Here is a 13,292-nt window from a genome sequence, read left to right on the forward strand (position 1 = left end):
GAGGCGGTTTGGGGGCTTCGGCGGGCGGCTTGGGGGTTGTTGGAGGAGGGGGCTTCGGATGAGGTGGTTTTGCGGCGGTTTGTGATGGGGGTCACGTTTTCCATGATGAGTTGGGATGTGGAGGCGCAGGGGGGGATCGTGCGGCGGGCGGCGGGGATCGCGCGGAGGGCGGGGGCGTTGTGGCATCTGGATACGGCGTTGTTCTGCTGGTCGATGCTGGACGCGAGTCTGGGGGATCTGGCGTCGGCGGACGCGCTGATGGCGGAGGGGCATCAGATCCGGTCGGCGATCGGGGCCACGGACGACGTCTGGGGGATCTACCGGCATCCGGAGCTGCTGGCGTGGCATGACACGGACGAGCGGCTGGAGGAGGTGCTGCGGGGGGCGCGGGAGGCGGCGCTGGTGCTCGGGAACGGGGCGGTGGAGTCGATCGCGTGGATCGGGACGGTGATCTCGGCCATGGGGCGGGGAGACTACGCGCGAGCGTGCGCCACGGCGCACCGGCTGGTGGACGGGGACGCGCTGGGGGTGCATTCGCGGTTGCTGCCGGAGCTGGTGGAGGCGGCGCTGCGGTCCGGGGACCGGGTGCTGGCGACGTCGGCGCTGCGGACGTTGAGCTCGCGGGCGACGGCCAGCGGGACGCAGTGGGCGCTCGGGCTGCTGGCGCGGTCGGAGGCGTTGCTGGCGCACGGGGAGCACGCCGAGCCGTTGTACCGCAAGGCGATCGAGGTGCTCGGGACCACCCCGGCGCGGGCCGATCTGGCGCGGGCCCGGCTGCTGTACGGCGAGTGGCTGCGGCGGCGCAAGCGGCGGCGGGACGCGCGCGAGCAGCTGCGGGACGCGCTCGCGTTCTTCGAGGCGGCGGGGGCGGCGGGCTTCGCGGGGCGGGCCCGGCAGGAGCTGCTCGCCACCGGCGAGCAGGCCCAGACGCGGTCGGCGGGGCCCGCGAACGGCCTCACGCCGCAGGAGGCCACGGTCGCCCGGCTGGCCAAGGACGGCGCCACCAACGCCGAGATCGCGGCCCATCTGTTCATCAGCGCCAACACCGTCGACTACCACCTGCGGAAGGTGTTCAGGAAGCTCGGCGTCACCTCCCGGCGGCAGCTCACCCAGGGACATCTCGACTGATCCCGCGGCGGGCCGGGCCCGCGTCATGACTACGTGCTCCACAGGATGCGGACGCCGTCCGCGGCGGGTGACGATCATGCGGTCGGACGCCCCCTGGATTCCCACGACCTGGAGCACCGCATGGGATTCGTCACCGCCGCGGACGGAGCGCAGATCTTCTACAAGGACTGGGGTGAGGGGCGCCCGGTCGTGCTCAGTCACGGGTGGCCGCTGAACTCGGACAGCTGGGAGGCGCAGATGCTCCACCTGGCGTCCAGCGGGTTCCGGGTCGTCGCGCACGACCGCCGCGGGCACGGGCGGTCCACGCAGACGTGGCAGGGCAACGAGATGAACACCTACGCCGACGACCTCGCCGCGGTGATCGAGGCACTGGACCTGCGGGACGTGTCGCTGGCCGGGTTCTCCACCGGCGGCGGCGAGGTGGCGCGGTACGTGGGCCGGTACGGCACCAGGCGGTTGCGGCAGGTGGTGCTGGTGTCGGCGGTGCCGCCGTTCATGCTGAGGACCGCGGACAATCCCGGCGGCGTCCCGGGCGAGGTGTTCGACGCGCTGCGGGCCGGGTCGCTGGCCGACCGGTCGCAGCTGTACCGGGACCTCGCCGACGGGCCGTTCTTCGGCGGCAACCGGCCGGGGGCCGACCCCTCGCAGGGCATACGCGACGCGTTCTGGGCGCAGGGCATGCAGGCGGGGCACCGCAACGCGTACGAGTGCATCGCGGCGTTCTCCGCCACCGACTTCCGGCCCGATCTGGACGGCATCGACGTGCCCACCCTGGTCGTGCACGGCGACGACGACCAGGTGGTGCCGTTCGAGGTGGGCGGCAAGGCGTCGGCGGCGCGCATCAAGGGCGCCGCGCTCAAGGTCTACCCGGGGGCGCCGCACGGCGTCACCGACACGCACAAGGAACAGCTGAACGCCGACCTGCTCGAATTCCTCTCCGAACCCCCGCGAACCGTCTCTGGAAGGACGCCCCGATGACAGCTCCCGACACCATCCTGCTGGTCCACGGCTTCTGGGTCACACCTCGATCCTGGGAGAACTGGATCTCGCACTACGAGAGCCGCGGCTTCCGCGTCATAGCGCCGCCCTACCCGGGGTTCGAGGTGGAGGTGGAGGCGCTGAACGCCGATCCGTCGCCGATCGAGAAGCTGACCGTGCCGCAGATCATCGAGGGTTTCGAGTCGGTGCTGCGCGGGCTGGACAAGCCGCCGATCATCATCGGTCACTCGGCCGGCGGGGCGTTCACGCAGATCCTGCTGGACCACGGCTTCGGGGCGGCGGGCGTGGCGCTGTGCTCGGCGCCCACCGAGGGGGTGGCGGTGGTGCCGCTGTCCCAGGCGAAGTCGCTGTTCCCGGTGCTGAAGAACCCGGCCAACCGGCACAAGGCCGTGGGGTTCACCTTCGAGCAGTTCAACTACGCCTTCACCAACACCTTCCCCGAGGACCGGGCGCGGGAGCTGTACGAGCGGTACGCCATCCCGGCGCCCGGGGGCATCGTGTGGGGCAGCGCCCTGGCGACGCTCCAGCCGGGGCACCAGGACACCTGGGTGGACTACCACAACGACGCCAGGGCGCCGCTGCTGTTCGTGTCCGGCGAGGTGGACCACATCATGCCTCCGGCGGTGCAGCGGTCCAACGCCAAGCACTACAAGTCGAACACGATCACCGAGCACATGGAGTACGAGGGGCGCGGGCACCTGCTGGTGGCCGAGCCCGGGTGGGAGGGGATCGCCGATCACGTGCTGGACTGGGCGCTCCGGCACGCGAAGTAATCCGTCTCCCGGGGCGGCCCGGCAGCGGGCCGCCCCGTACCAGGAGGAAGTGACGCATGACCGACGTGCGGATCACCCATATCGGCGGCCCCACCACCTTGATCGAGGTGGACGGGTGGCGGCTGCTCACCGACCCGACGTTCGACCCGCCCGGGCGGCGCTACGACTTCGGCTGGGGGACGTCCTCGTACAAGCTGGCCGGGCCCGCGATCCCCGCCGGCGACCTGCCGCCGATCGACGCGGTGCTGCTCACCCACGAGCACCACGGCGACAACCTGGACACCGCGGGCCGGGCCCTGCTGCCGTCGGCGGGCGTCGTGGTGACGACCCGGTCGGGGGCACGGCGCCTCGGGGGCTCCTCCCGGGCGCTGGCGCCGTGGGAGTCCACCCGGCTGGAGGCACCCGGGCGGCCCGCCGTCGAGATCACCGCCACGCCCGCGCGGCACGGACCGCCGCTGTCCGGGCCGATCACCGGAGAGGTGGTCGGGTTCGCGCTGAAGTGGGAGGGGCAGCGGCACGGCGTGCTGTGGATCTCCGGGGACACGGTGCTGTACCCGGGGGTGCGGGAGGTGGCCGGGCGGTTCGAGGTGGGCACGGCGCTGCTGCACCTCGGCGGGGTGCGGTTCCCTGTCACCGGGCCGCTGCGGTACACGATGACCGCGGCGCAGGCCGTGGAGCTGTGCGGGCTGCTGCGTCCGCGTACGGCCCTGCCGGTGCACTACGAGGGCTGGCAGCACTTCCGGGAGGGGCGGGAGGCGGTGGAGCGCGAGCTGGCGGCGGCACCCGCCGAGGTGCGGGAACGCTTCCGCTGGCTGTCCATCGGTGAGGGGGCCGAGATCACCGTCTGACCCGGTGCCCGGCGACGGGTCCCGCGAGCGCCGGGGGACCCGTCGTGGCGCTTACTGGCGCGGCGGTCGCGCCGCGGTGGGCACGAATGACCGCGATCACCGTGTCGGCGGTGCGGCCGAGGTGGCTGCGGCCGTCGGGCAGCAGCGCCTCCGGGCTGATGTAGCTGCGCGGCCCGACGTGGGTGGCCGGGTCGAGCCGGTGCACGGTGATCTTTCCGGCGCGGACGGCCCGGTTCCACCCGCTGTGGCGCAGCAGCCGCCGGCGCTGCGGGAAGATCCAGGTGGAGACCCGCTCGATCCGGTCGCCGGCGCTGGTGAGCTGATGCAGGTGCTGGACGTGGGTGAGATCGTTGGCGCCGTTGTGGAAACCGCCGAGAGTGATCAGCAGGAGCGGGGCACGCAGCTGGGTGTTCAGTTCGCCGGCCGCGCCGATGGCGACCTGAGCGCCACCGCTGTACCCGAGCAGCACCACGGGTATGCCGCTGCCGGGCAGGTAACCGGCACGCCGCAACTGGTGGGCGATCTGGTCGCCCACGGCGCGGTTGTACAGGGGACGGTACCGGTGGTCGGCGGCGACGAAGATCTGCATGACGTTGTGCAGGAACAGCAGGAGCCCGATGTGGTGGCGGAGCCACTCCCACACGGGCCGGTCGGCGAGCGGGTCGGCCAGCGGGGAGTAGGGCTGCACCTGACCCAGCACGCGCAGCTCCGGCGCGCCGGCGATCAGGGCCTCGACGAGCCGGCCTCCGTCACGGGTGTCGCGGAAGCGGCGTTTCCCGATGCCGTCCAGGTAGACCAGGTAGGCGTCCGGAGGACCGCCGGGGTCCACGCCACGTGCGTAGGGCATGCCCTCGGGGAGGTCGGTGGCGGGAGTTCGCCAGCCGGCGGTGTAGGTCATCAACTCGTGGCGGGCGAGCAGGGCCTCGGCGAGCAGCACCGGACCGAGCACGAGGGCGAGGAGCGGGAAATCGGTCATGTGAGCGGCTCCCGCGTCCCGGTGGCCATGATGTTCGTGACCAGGCGCCGGACGAGCTCGACGGTGGCGGCGAGACCGGCTCCGGCGACGGCCACGCAGCCCGCGGCGGCCCACCAGCCGAGCCCCGTCGCCGCGGCGAGCGGGGTGGCGAGCCCGGCCCCGGCCCCGGCGAGGAGCAGCAGGTGCAGGAAGGGCCCGAGCAGCGGGAACGCGATGACGGCGGCGAGAACCAGCGGGGCGATCCGGCCGGGTGTCCAGGCCAACGCGGCACCGCTCGACGGCGGGACGGACGGCATCAGCTCGGCGAGGATCCCCGCGGTCAGCGGCCACAGCGCGATCACGGCGCCCTCGACCACGGCACCGGTCAGCAGCAGCCCGGCCGCGCCGGACCGCGACACGCCGGACCGGGGAGCCACCAGGGGCAGGATCCGCCCGGCGGACTCCGACAGCCCGGCGGACAGCAGCAGGACGACGACGAGCGGTGACATCGCTCAGCGTCCCTGTGGCGCGTGCGCCGGGACGGGCCGGCCGGTCCGGCGCAGGTAGTGCTCGATTTCGTCGGCGGCGCGCCGGCAGCCGCCGGCCTCGCGCTGGGCGACCCGCAGGGTGGCCGCGGCGGCCCGGAAGCGCGGGTCGCCGAGCAGGCGCCGGGCTAGGGCGTTCACGGTTTCGACGGCGGCGTCCTCGGTGCGGATCGACAGGCCCGCGCCGAGCTCGGCCACCCGCCGGGCCACCAGCGGCTGATCCGCGCCCTGGGGGACCACCAGCACCGGGACCCCGGCGTACATGGCCTCGTTGACGCTGTTCATCCCCCCGTGGGTGACGAACAGCGCGGCGCGGGCCAGTACCTCGGGTTGCGGCACGGAGCGGCGGGCGAGCACGTTGACCGGCAGCGGCCCCAGCGCGGCCGGGTCGGTCCGCCCGGTGGAGACGACCACGGTGCCGCCCAGCGGCGCGAGCGCGGTGGCGAAGTCGCGCAGCAGTCGCGGGCCGCCGTCGAACACCGTGCCCAGCGAGGCGTAGAGCACCGGGTCGCGCAGGCGATCGGCCGGGAACGACGGGTCGGGAGGACGGGCGCCGAGGCTGGGGCCGACGAACCGGTACGACGGGCCGAAGGCGTGAGCGCCGGGCTGGAACGCGCGCGAGGTGAAGACCAGGTTGAGCGGCTGGCGCACGTTCAGCAGGTCGAGCGGCGGCAGCCCGCGGGTGTCGTAGCGGCGGGACAGCTCCCGCCGCGACCGCAGGTAGCCCCGGACGTCGCGGGGCCGGGCCGTGGCCAGCAGCTCCCACGAGGCGCGGGTGGGGCTGGTCACGTGCCGGTTGAACGCGAACGTGGTGAACAACGCCGCCGCCCGCACCTTGAGTTCGCGGGCGGCGACCGCGCCCCAGGGGCAGGCGGCGCCGTGGGCGATCAGGTCGGGCCGGACGCGCCGCAGATCGGAGAGCACCGACGGCAGCAGGCCGACGGCGGTGCGCGCGAGCCCGTCCAGCATCGTGACCGGCATCGGCGGATCGGCGAGCGGCCGGTCGCCCTTGGGGTAGAGGTACACGGTCGCGCCGGTGGCCTCGATCTCCCGCGCGAACGCGGGCGAGGTGTGGTACGTGACGCGGTGGCCACGGCGGACGAGCTCGGCCACGAGCGGCAGCGTCGGGTTGATGTGCCCGTGCATGGCGATGTTGAGGAACGCGACGGTGCTCATCGGATGGCCGTCCGTGACCGGTCCGGGACGGCCGATGCCGCGGGAGGACCGTCGGCCCGATACAGGCCGGGGCCGCCGACGCGCAGCCCGTCGATGAAACGGCCCGCGGCGAGGGAAGCCGTATGGATCAGGCGCTGGGAGTGGCTGAAGTCCCACGGAGCGGGCCAGGTCTCGACGCCGGTCGGCAGCACGACGGTGGGAATCCGTTCGGATGCCTCGTGCAGGTCGCGCTCGATCTGATGGTGCAACAGCAGCAGCCCCGCCCGGGCGGCGACCGCGCCGGCCCGCCAGGGCGGGACGGCCGGGCGCAGCGGCCGGCTCGACGGCCCCGTCGACAGCACCACCACGCTGGCCGCCCCCGCCTCCAGGGCCGCCCGTACCGGGACGAAGGCAGTCACCCCGCCGTCCACGAGCGTGCGGCCCTCCCGTTCCACCGGGGGCAGGACCCCGGGAATGGCCGCGCTGGCCAGCAGCGCGGACTCGAGATCTCCCTCGTCGAGCGGCACCTGAGCGCCGGTGATCAGGTCCATGGCCACCGCGATGAAGGGGATCTCCAGCTGTTCGATCCGCCGCGGCAGCCCGGCCTCGGCGATCAGCCGGCGCAGGCCGTGATCGGCGAAGAGGCCGGCCCGCGAGGACATGTAGCCGAGGGGAAACACCTCACGGCGACGTGCCTGGGTCCACACACGCTCCAGCCGCAGCGCGGCCCGGCCGGGGTGGGCGGCCGCGATGGCGCCGTTGAGGGCGCCGACCGAGGTTCCGATGATCAGGTCGGGGACGAATCCGCGCTCCTCCAGCGCGTATCCGGCACCGACGTGCGCGGCCCCGAGCACCCCGCCGCCCCCCACCACCGCCGCCACGGGACGGGGAAGGGCGCGCAGGCCCTCGCCCGGCCGGCCCGATGACGAGGAGCGCGTGCCCTCGTCGCCCGGCATGGGGTGACGCCGCTCATCGCCGTGACCGCTCGGCGGGCCGTCCTCGCCGACGCCGTTGAGAGCCGGGAAGGGCGATCTCCGGCGCTGTCTCACACTCATGATCCGTCCTCTCTCACCAGGACACCGACGGGCCGGGGGCTTCTGCGATCAGGCGAGGTCGACGATGTCCTCCTCGGTGAGGGTGATCGACCGGGCGGTGAGGTTCTCCTCCAGGTGGGCCACCGAGCCGGTTCCCGGGATGGCCAGGGCGACCGGGGACAGGGCCAGCAGCCAGGCCAGGGCGATCTGACGGGGGGTGGCGCCGTGCCGTGCGGCGACCTTGACCAGGCGGGGGTCGCCGAGGTCCGCTCCGCCGCCGAGGGGGAAGAAGGGGACGAAGGCGATGCCGGCCCGCGCGCAGGCCGCGAGGACGGCCGTCTCGTCGCGGTTGGCGATGTGGAAGTTGTTCTGGACGGCCGCGACAGGGGCGATCGCGCGGGCTTCGGCGAGATGGCCGGCATCGACGTTGCTGATGCCCAGGTGGCGGATCAGGCCCTCCTCGCGCAACGCGGCGAGCGCCTCGAAGCGTTCGGCGAGCGACTCGCCGTGCGGGGGTTCCGTCGTGCCGACGCGCAGGTAGACCAGGTCGAGGCGATCCAGGCCGAGGCTCGCGAGGTCGGCCTCGACCTGGGGCCGGAGCTCGGCGGCGGTGCCCTGGCGGGGACCGCCGGGACCGAAGACCGGGCCGACCTTGGTGGCGACGACCAGCGCGTCCGGGTACGGGGACAGGGCCTCGCGGATCACGGTGTTGGCGCGCACCGAGCCGTTCCGGTCGCCGTAGAAGCCGGCGGTGTCGATGTGGTCGACGCCGAGCTCGACGGCGCGGCGCAGCACGGCGCGGGCGGACCCGGGGTCGCGGGTGCCCGGACCGCCCTGGAGCAGGCGCATGGCGCCGAAGCCGAGGCGGTCGATCGTCAGGTCGGCGTCGAGGCGGAACCGGTCGCTCATGTCTCTCCTCGTGATGTGGCCACGGCCAGTTCACGCCCGCCGGAGCGGACGCGTGCGATCTCGTGGTGCGCGTGGATCGGCCGCGGCGGCGTGCGGCCGTCGAACTCGGGGACGAACGTGACCGTCTCCCCGAGCGGCGCCCGGCCCGTACGGACGTGACCCACCGTGACGTCCTCGAACCCGATCGACATGCCGCAGAAGAGGACGAGCCCGTCCGGGGGTGACAGGACCTCCGCGACGGTCTCGCGATACACCGACCACGCCATCTGCGGGCAGCTGTGCAGCCCTTCGGCGCGGAGCAGCAGCATGACGGTCTGGAGGTACATGCCGACGTCGGCCCATTGGGGCGGGCCCATGTCGCGGTCGATGTAGCAGAACAGGGCGGTGGGGGCGCCGAAGCAGTCCCAGTTCGCGGCGGCGGCCCTGTGGCGCGCCTCCCAGTCCTCGCGCGCGATGCCGAGTGCGCCGTAGCGCTCCCGGCCGAAGGCCGATCGGCGTTCGCAGTAGGGGGACTTCAGTACGGGTGGGTACATCTCGTACTCGCGCTCGTCCCAGGGGTCGCCCGCGGCCAGGCGCTCCAGCGCGCGTCTCTTGAGCTCGGCCAGCGGCCCGCCGGTCAGTACGTAGACGTGCCAGGGCTGGATGTTCGATCCGGACGGCGCCCGGGCCGCGGCGGACAGCACGCGCTCCAGCACCTCCGCCGGGACAGGCCGGTCGGTGAATCCGCGCACGGCCCGCCGGCTGTTGACCGCCTCGTAGACGTCCACGTCGGCACCTCCCGTCTCCACGTGCCGAATTCCGTTACGTTCACGATGGTATCATTCGCGATGGTATCAATCAATACCATCTGGACGCCTACGGGGGCCTCGCGAGGAAACTCGTACGGGAACGGCCGCGGCGGTCATCGTGAATCACGCCCGGCCGGAGCCGGGCGCATTCCCGCGGTGAGGCCCGGGATGATCGGCGCGCGGCCGGGCTCAGGCTTCGGAGCCCGGAGGGTAGGCGAAACGGGTCAGCAGGTCCATCAGCTGCTCGGGCTCGCCGGGCGCGAGTTGGGCGACCAGGCGATCGGCCAGCGGCTCCGCCGCCACATAGGCCGCGTCGAGGAGCTCGGTGCCCTGGGGCGTGATCTCCACCGCCCGCACCCGCCGGTCCCCCGGAACGCTCCTGCGCACGGCCAGCCCCATGCGTTCGAGATCGTCCACGACCCGCATGATGCCCGCCTTGTCCGACCCCGTCGCCGCCGCCAGGTCCCGCTGCACCGTGGCCCCGCGGTCGGCCAGCACGATCAGCACGGCGAAATGCCGCAACTCTATGCCGAGCGGCCGGAGTGCCTCCGTCATCACCGCGGCCGCGCGCCAGTGCGCCTGGCGCAGCAGCAGGCCGAGGGCGAAAGGTGTCGCGTCCCCAGGGTGATGGGTCCCACGCGAGGCAGGGTTCGCGTGCGGAACGTCAGCGGTCATGGGAACACATTACCCAATATCTTCTCAGTCGATACGGTTTCATGTGAGATTAAATGAGCTCGCCGGCCGGGTCAGTGCTCGGCGAGGGCCGCGGGCTCGGCGTCGTCGATCTCGAAGTACGAGGGGTACTCGGTGTGCCCCGCCAGGCGCAGGGTGCGGGCCAGCCAGCGGCGCTGGGCCTGCCGGGTGACGCCGACGGCGTTGTTGTAGAACCGCCGGGAGTAGACCACCTTCGTCACCGCCGAGTCCAGCTCGGCCAGCAGCTCCGGCCCCGCCGGCGTCTCGGCCATCCGTTCCCTGAACCGCTCCTGGTCCACCACCGCCCGCAGGGCCCTGGACAGGTCGCTCTCGGCGTGCTCCCGTTCCTCGGGCCCCGCCGTCCGGGCCTCGTGGGTGGCCGCCGCCAGCAGCAGGCTCGTCGCGGGGTCCAGGATCCGGGAGGCGGCCAGCTCCATGCAGACGGCGGCACGCCGCACCAGCGCCGCGTCCAGCGCCTCCCTCGCGCTCTCCAGCCGGATGTGCAGGCGATCGAGCCGCCCGGCCCGCCAGGAGACGTACACGGCGGCGAGCACCACGGCGACGCCCACCACCAGCAGGATCATCGGGGTCGTCACGAGGCGCCGCCCAGGCGGGAGCGCACGGTGTCGCGGACCCGGGCGCCGGTGCCGGCGAGCCAGCCCGGGGCCTCACGGGGACGCGGCGGGTCGTCGGCCTCCACGCCTGTGGTGCCGGCGGTGACGGTCTCGTAGACGCGGACGACGTCGCGGGCGACGGTGGACCAGTCGTAGGCGCGGACGGCCAGGCGAGCCTCGGCGGACAGGTCGGCGCGGCGGGCCGGGTCGTCCAGGAGGGCCGCGGCGCCGGCGGCCAGCGAGGCAGGGTCGCCGGTGGTGAACAGGGCGCCCGCCTTGCCGTCGCCGAGGACCTTGCGGAAGGCGGGGATGTCGCTGGCGAGGATGGTGGCGCCGGCGGCCATCGCCTCGGCCAGCACGATGCCGAAGCTCTCGCCGCCGGTGTTGGGGGCGCAGAAGACGTCCACCGAGTGGTAGGCGCGGACCTTGTCCTCCTCGCTGACCATGCCGAGGACGCCCACGCGGTCGCGCAGGGCCGCGGGGACCTTGGACAGGACCTCGTCGGCGTCGCCGGGGCCGGCGATCAGCAGGCGCAGGGCGGGGCGTTCCGGGGCCAGACGGGTGAAGGCGTCGAGCAGGACGGGGAGGCCCTTGCGGGACTCGTCCATGCGGCCGAGGAAGCCGAGGACGCCGCCGTCGGGGCCCCAGCCGGGCAGCGGCTCGGCCTCGGCGTAGCGGTTCACCGTGACGCCGTTGGGGATCAGCACGGCGTCCCCGCCGACGTGCTCCACCAGGGTCTTGCGCGCGGCGTCCGACACCGCGATCCGCCCGGTGATCTTCTCCAGGGCGGTCTGCAGCACCGGCGCCGACACCGACAGGGCCCGCGAGCGCGGGAAGGACGCGTGGAAGGTGGCCACGATGGGCCCACGCGCCGCCCAGCAGGCCAGCAGCCCGACCGACGGGACGGCGGGCTCATGCACGTGCAGCACGTCGAAGCGGCCCTCGGCGAGCCAGCGCCGCACCCGTCCGGCGGACAGGAACCCGAACGCCAGCCGGGCCACCGACCCGTTGTACGGCACCGGGACCGCGCGACCGGCGCTGGTGACGTAGAACGGCAGCGGCGTGTCCTCACCGGCAGGGGCGATCACCGAGACCTGGTGGCCGTCCTCGATGAGGGCCTCGCTCAGGTCCCGGACGTGCGCCATGACGCCGCCGGGGACGTCCCAGGTGTAGGGGCAGACCATGCCGACCCTCATGCCGTGATCACCGCGGCTCCAGGTCGTCGAGCCAGATGCGCTGGAGCATGTGCCAGTCCTCCGGGTGCTCGGCGATGCCCTCCTCGAAGGCACGGGCCATGGCCTGGGTCATCACGGTGACCTTCTCCTGGCGCGAGCCCTCGGCCGGGATGGGGATCTCCGGGTGGATGCGCACGCCCCAGCCCTTGCCGTCGAACCACAGGCTCGCGGGGTGCAGGGGGGCGCCGGTCTGCAGGGACAGCAGGGCGGGCCCGGCGACCATGCGGGTGGCGCCGTCGAAGAAGTCGACCTGGACGCCCCGCTCGGTCAGGTCGCGCTCGGCGGGCAGGCAGATCGCCCGCCCGGCGCGCAGCCGCTGGGCGAGGACGCCGAACGCGTGCGCGGTGCCGCCGCCCTTGGCGGTCAGCGGCAGCACCTCCATCCCGAGGCTCTCCCGGAACGCCACGAACCGGTCGAAGAGCGATTCGGGCTTGAGCCGCTCCATCACCGTGGTGAACGGGTAGCCGCAGTGGATGAGCCAGGCGCCCGCGAGGTCCCAGTTGCCCATGTGCGGCAGGGCGAGCACGATGCCCCGCCCGCCGTCCACGGTGTCGAAGATCTGTTCCCCGCCGATGTGCCGGGTGCCGGAGAGGATGCGCTCCTTGGAGATGGCGGGCAGCCGCAGCGCCTCCATCCAGTAGCGGAAGTAGGACCGCAGGCCCGCCCGGCTGAGGTCGCGGACGGACGGATCGGCGGCGTCCTTGCCGGTCACCCGGGCGAGGTTGGACTCCAGGCGCCGCACGGACTTGCCGTGCCGCCACCACATCACGTCCGCGATGAGGCGGAACGCCCATGCGACCAGCGCCTCGGGCAGCTTGGGCGCGAGCACCCAGCCGAGGTGGTAGGCCCAGGCGACGAGCCGGTCGGCCAACGTGAGGTCACCCCCGAAATAGGAAAAGCCGAATGTGACGCGAAAAGTTCTCAGGGTCTTACGTTCATGTTGGCACCGTCTGGCGGTACACGTGAAGAATCCGTTGCCCGGCGGTGAACGCGCTCGCGGCGGCCAGCAGCCACAGCCCGACGGGCAGGATGTACGGCACGCCGAGCCCGGACAGCCCGGCCGCGACCAGCACCACCAGCAGCCGCTCGGACCGCTCGGCCAGCCCGACGTCGCACGTCAGCCCGAGCCCCTCGGCCCGCGCCTTGGCGTACGACACCACGGCCCCGGCGACCAGGCAGAACAGCGCGACGCCCGCGAGGACCCGCTCGCCGGTCGCCATGAAGTAGAGGATCAGCCCGGAGAAGATGGCCGCGTCGCCGACGCGGTCCAGCGTGGAGTCCAGGAACGCGCCCCACGTGCTGCCGCTGCCCACCATGCGGGCCAGCACGCCGTCCAGAAGGTCGGCGAGGACGAACACCGTGATGGCCACCGAGCCCCACCACAGCTCGCCGCGGGGATAGAAGAACAGGGCGCTCGCGGCCACGCCGAGCGTGCCGAGCGCGGTGATCACGTTGGGGCTGACGCCGCGCCGGGCCAGCGCCCGGCCGATCGGGGTCAGCACGCGGGTGACGGCGGGGCGCAGGAGCTTCAACATCGCGCTCCGATGGTAGGCCATCGGGGGGCCGCCGTTATGACCGGCCACGGGAGCGACCACCTGGTGCGATACGCCTTTGAA

At 73.3% G+C, this 13,292-nt stretch carries 15 protein-coding genes; 4 read left to right on the plus strand and 11 right to left on the minus strand.

What is annotated here, in order from left to right:
• The first annotated feature begins 117 nt into the window (after positions 1-117).
• The 4 genes from ACFP1K_RS25565 to ACFP1K_RS25580 all read left to right on the plus strand — a co-directional run bounded on the left by ACFP1K_RS25565 (position 118) and on the right by ACFP1K_RS25580 (position 3,748).
• Positions 118-1,128: a helix-turn-helix transcriptional regulator gene (locus ACFP1K_RS25565; RefSeq protein WP_380757729.1), complete on the plus strand. Its 1,011-nt coding sequence runs from the start codon at positions 118-120 to the stop codon at positions 1,126-1,128.
• A 120-nt stretch (positions 1,129-1,248) separates the two neighbouring features.
• Positions 1,249-2,106: an alpha/beta fold hydrolase gene (locus ACFP1K_RS25570; RefSeq protein WP_380757731.1), complete on the plus strand. Its 858-nt coding sequence runs from the start codon at positions 1,249-1,251 to the stop codon at positions 2,104-2,106.
• A complete protein-coding gene (locus tag ACFP1K_RS25575) occupies positions 2,103-2,900 on the plus strand; it encodes an alpha/beta hydrolase (RefSeq protein ID WP_380757733.1) in 798 nt (265 codons plus the stop codon). The genes ACFP1K_RS25570 and ACFP1K_RS25575 overlap by 4 nt, the downstream gene beginning before the upstream one ends.
• Before the next feature lie 56 nt (positions 2,901-2,956).
• Complete coding sequence (locus tag ACFP1K_RS25580; RefSeq protein ID WP_380757735.1) at positions 2,957-3,748, plus strand: MBL fold metallo-hydrolase; 792 nt, start codon at positions 2,957-2,959, stop codon at positions 3,746-3,748.
• On the opposite strand, the gene ACFP1K_RS25585 is transcribed toward ACFP1K_RS25580, so the two are convergent.
• The 11 genes from ACFP1K_RS25585 to pgsA all read right to left on the minus strand — a co-directional run bounded on the left by ACFP1K_RS25585 (position 3,738) and on the right by pgsA (position 13,211).
• Positions 3,738-4,724 carry a hypothetical protein gene (locus ACFP1K_RS25585; protein ID WP_380757737.1) on the minus strand — a complete coding sequence of 329 codons (987 nt, stop codon included), beginning with the start codon at positions 4,722-4,724 and terminating at the stop codon, positions 3,738-3,740. The two genes, ACFP1K_RS25580 and ACFP1K_RS25585, sit on opposite strands and share 11 nt — an antisense overlap.
• Positions 4,721-5,212, minus strand: a complete 492-nt coding sequence (locus ACFP1K_RS25590) for a hypothetical protein (protein WP_380757739.1) — start codon at positions 5,210-5,212, stop codon at positions 4,721-4,723. The genes ACFP1K_RS25585 and ACFP1K_RS25590 overlap by 4 nt, the downstream gene beginning before the upstream one ends.
• Positions 5,213-5,215: 3 nt before the next feature.
• Positions 5,216-6,424 (minus strand): macrolide family glycosyltransferase, encoded by a 1,209-nt coding sequence (locus ACFP1K_RS25595; RefSeq protein ID WP_380757741.1) that lies wholly within the window; start codon positions 6,422-6,424, stop codon positions 5,216-5,218.
• Entirely contained in the window at positions 6,421-7,458 is a 1,038-nt protein-coding gene (locus ACFP1K_RS25600; RefSeq protein ID WP_380757743.1) for a patatin-like phospholipase family protein, read from the minus strand. Before ACFP1K_RS25600 ends, ACFP1K_RS25595 begins: the two co-directional genes overlap by 4 nt.
• 48 nt (positions 7,459-7,506) lie before the next feature.
• On the minus strand, positions 7,507-8,346 hold the full coding sequence (locus ACFP1K_RS25605) for an aldo/keto reductase (RefSeq protein ID WP_380757746.1): 840 nt from the start codon (positions 8,344-8,346) through the stop codon (positions 7,507-7,509).
• Positions 8,343-9,134, minus strand: a complete 792-nt coding sequence (locus ACFP1K_RS25610) for a nitroreductase (RefSeq protein WP_380757748.1) — start codon at positions 9,132-9,134, stop codon at positions 8,343-8,345. The genes ACFP1K_RS25605 and ACFP1K_RS25610 overlap by 4 nt, the downstream gene beginning before the upstream one ends.
• 189 nt (positions 9,135-9,323) lie before the next feature.
• Positions 9,324-9,809 (minus strand): MarR family winged helix-turn-helix transcriptional regulator, encoded by a 486-nt coding sequence (locus ACFP1K_RS25615; RefSeq protein WP_380757750.1) that lies wholly within the window; start codon positions 9,807-9,809, stop codon positions 9,324-9,326.
• A gap of 71 nt (positions 9,810-9,880) precedes the next feature.
• Complete coding sequence (locus ACFP1K_RS25620) at positions 9,881-10,411, minus strand: hypothetical protein (RefSeq protein ID WP_380757850.1); 531 nt, start codon at positions 10,409-10,411, stop codon at positions 9,881-9,883.
• Between the two features lie 8 nt (positions 10,412-10,419).
• Positions 10,420-11,637, minus strand: a complete 1,218-nt coding sequence (locus ACFP1K_RS25625; RefSeq protein ID WP_380757752.1) for a glycosyltransferase family 4 protein — start codon at positions 11,635-11,637, stop codon at positions 10,420-10,422.
• 7 nt (positions 11,638-11,644) lie between these two features.
• Positions 11,645-12,547 carry a phosphatidylinositol mannoside acyltransferase gene (locus ACFP1K_RS25630; RefSeq protein ID WP_380757754.1) on the minus strand — a complete coding sequence of 301 codons (903 nt, stop codon included), beginning with the start codon at positions 12,545-12,547 and terminating at the stop codon, positions 11,645-11,647.
• Positions 12,548-12,611: 64 nt separating this feature from the next.
• Positions 12,612-13,211, minus strand: a complete 600-nt coding sequence (pgsA, locus tag ACFP1K_RS25635) for a phosphatidylinositol phosphate synthase (RefSeq protein WP_380757756.1) — start codon at positions 13,209-13,211, stop codon at positions 12,612-12,614.
• Positions 13,212-13,292: the final 81 nt, after the last annotated feature.

The organism is Sphaerisporangium aureirubrum (assembly GCF_042658925.1).
Classification (GTDB): domain Bacteria; phylum Actinomycetota; class Actinomycetes; order Streptosporangiales; family Streptosporangiaceae; genus Sphaerisporangium; species Sphaerisporangium aureirubrum.

Bases quoted from the DNA above. Each gene is read 5' to 3' on its own strand.
- ACFP1K_RS25570 (WP_380757731.1), top strand. From the start codon at position 1,249: ATGGGATTCGTCACCGCCGCGGACGGAGCGCAGATCTTCTACAAGGAC.
- ACFP1K_RS25575 (WP_380757733.1), top strand. From the start codon at position 2,103: ATGACAGCTCCCGACACCATCCTGCTGGTCCACGGCTTCTGGGTCACA.
- ACFP1K_RS25580 (WP_380757735.1), top strand. From the start codon at position 2,957: ATGACCGACGTGCGGATCACCCATATCGGCGGCCCCACCACCTTGATC.
- ACFP1K_RS25585 (WP_380757737.1), bottom strand. From the start codon at position 4,724: ATGACCGATTTCCCGCTCCTCGCCCTCGTGCTCGGTCCGGTGCTGCTC.
- ACFP1K_RS25590 (WP_380757739.1), bottom strand. From the start codon at position 5,212: ATGTCACCGCTCGTCGTCGTCCTGCTGCTGTCCGCCGGGCTGTCGGAG.
- ACFP1K_RS25595 (WP_380757741.1), bottom strand. From the start codon at position 6,424: ATGAGCACCGTCGCGTTCCTCAACATCGCCATGCACGGGCACATCAAC.
- ACFP1K_RS25600 (WP_380757743.1), bottom strand. From the start codon at position 7,458: ATGAGTGTGAGACAGCGCCGGAGATCGCCCTTCCCGGCTCTCAACGGC.
- ACFP1K_RS25605 (WP_380757746.1), bottom strand. From the start codon at position 8,346: ATGAGCGACCGGTTCCGCCTCGACGCCGACCTGACGATCGACCGCCTC.
- ACFP1K_RS25615 (WP_380757750.1), bottom strand. From the start codon at position 9,809: ATGACCGCTGACGTTCCGCACGCGAACCCTGCCTCGCGTGGGACCCAT.
- ACFP1K_RS25620 (WP_380757850.1), bottom strand. From the start codon at position 10,411: ATGATCCTGCTGGTGGTGGGCGTCGCCGTGGTGCTCGCCGCCGTGTAC.
- ACFP1K_RS25625 (WP_380757752.1), bottom strand. From the start codon at position 11,637: ATGAGGGTCGGCATGGTCTGCCCCTACACCTGGGACGTCCCCGGCGGC.
- pgsA (WP_380757756.1), bottom strand. From the start codon at position 13,211: ATGTTGAAGCTCCTGCGCCCCGCCGTCACCCGCGTGCTGACCCCGATC.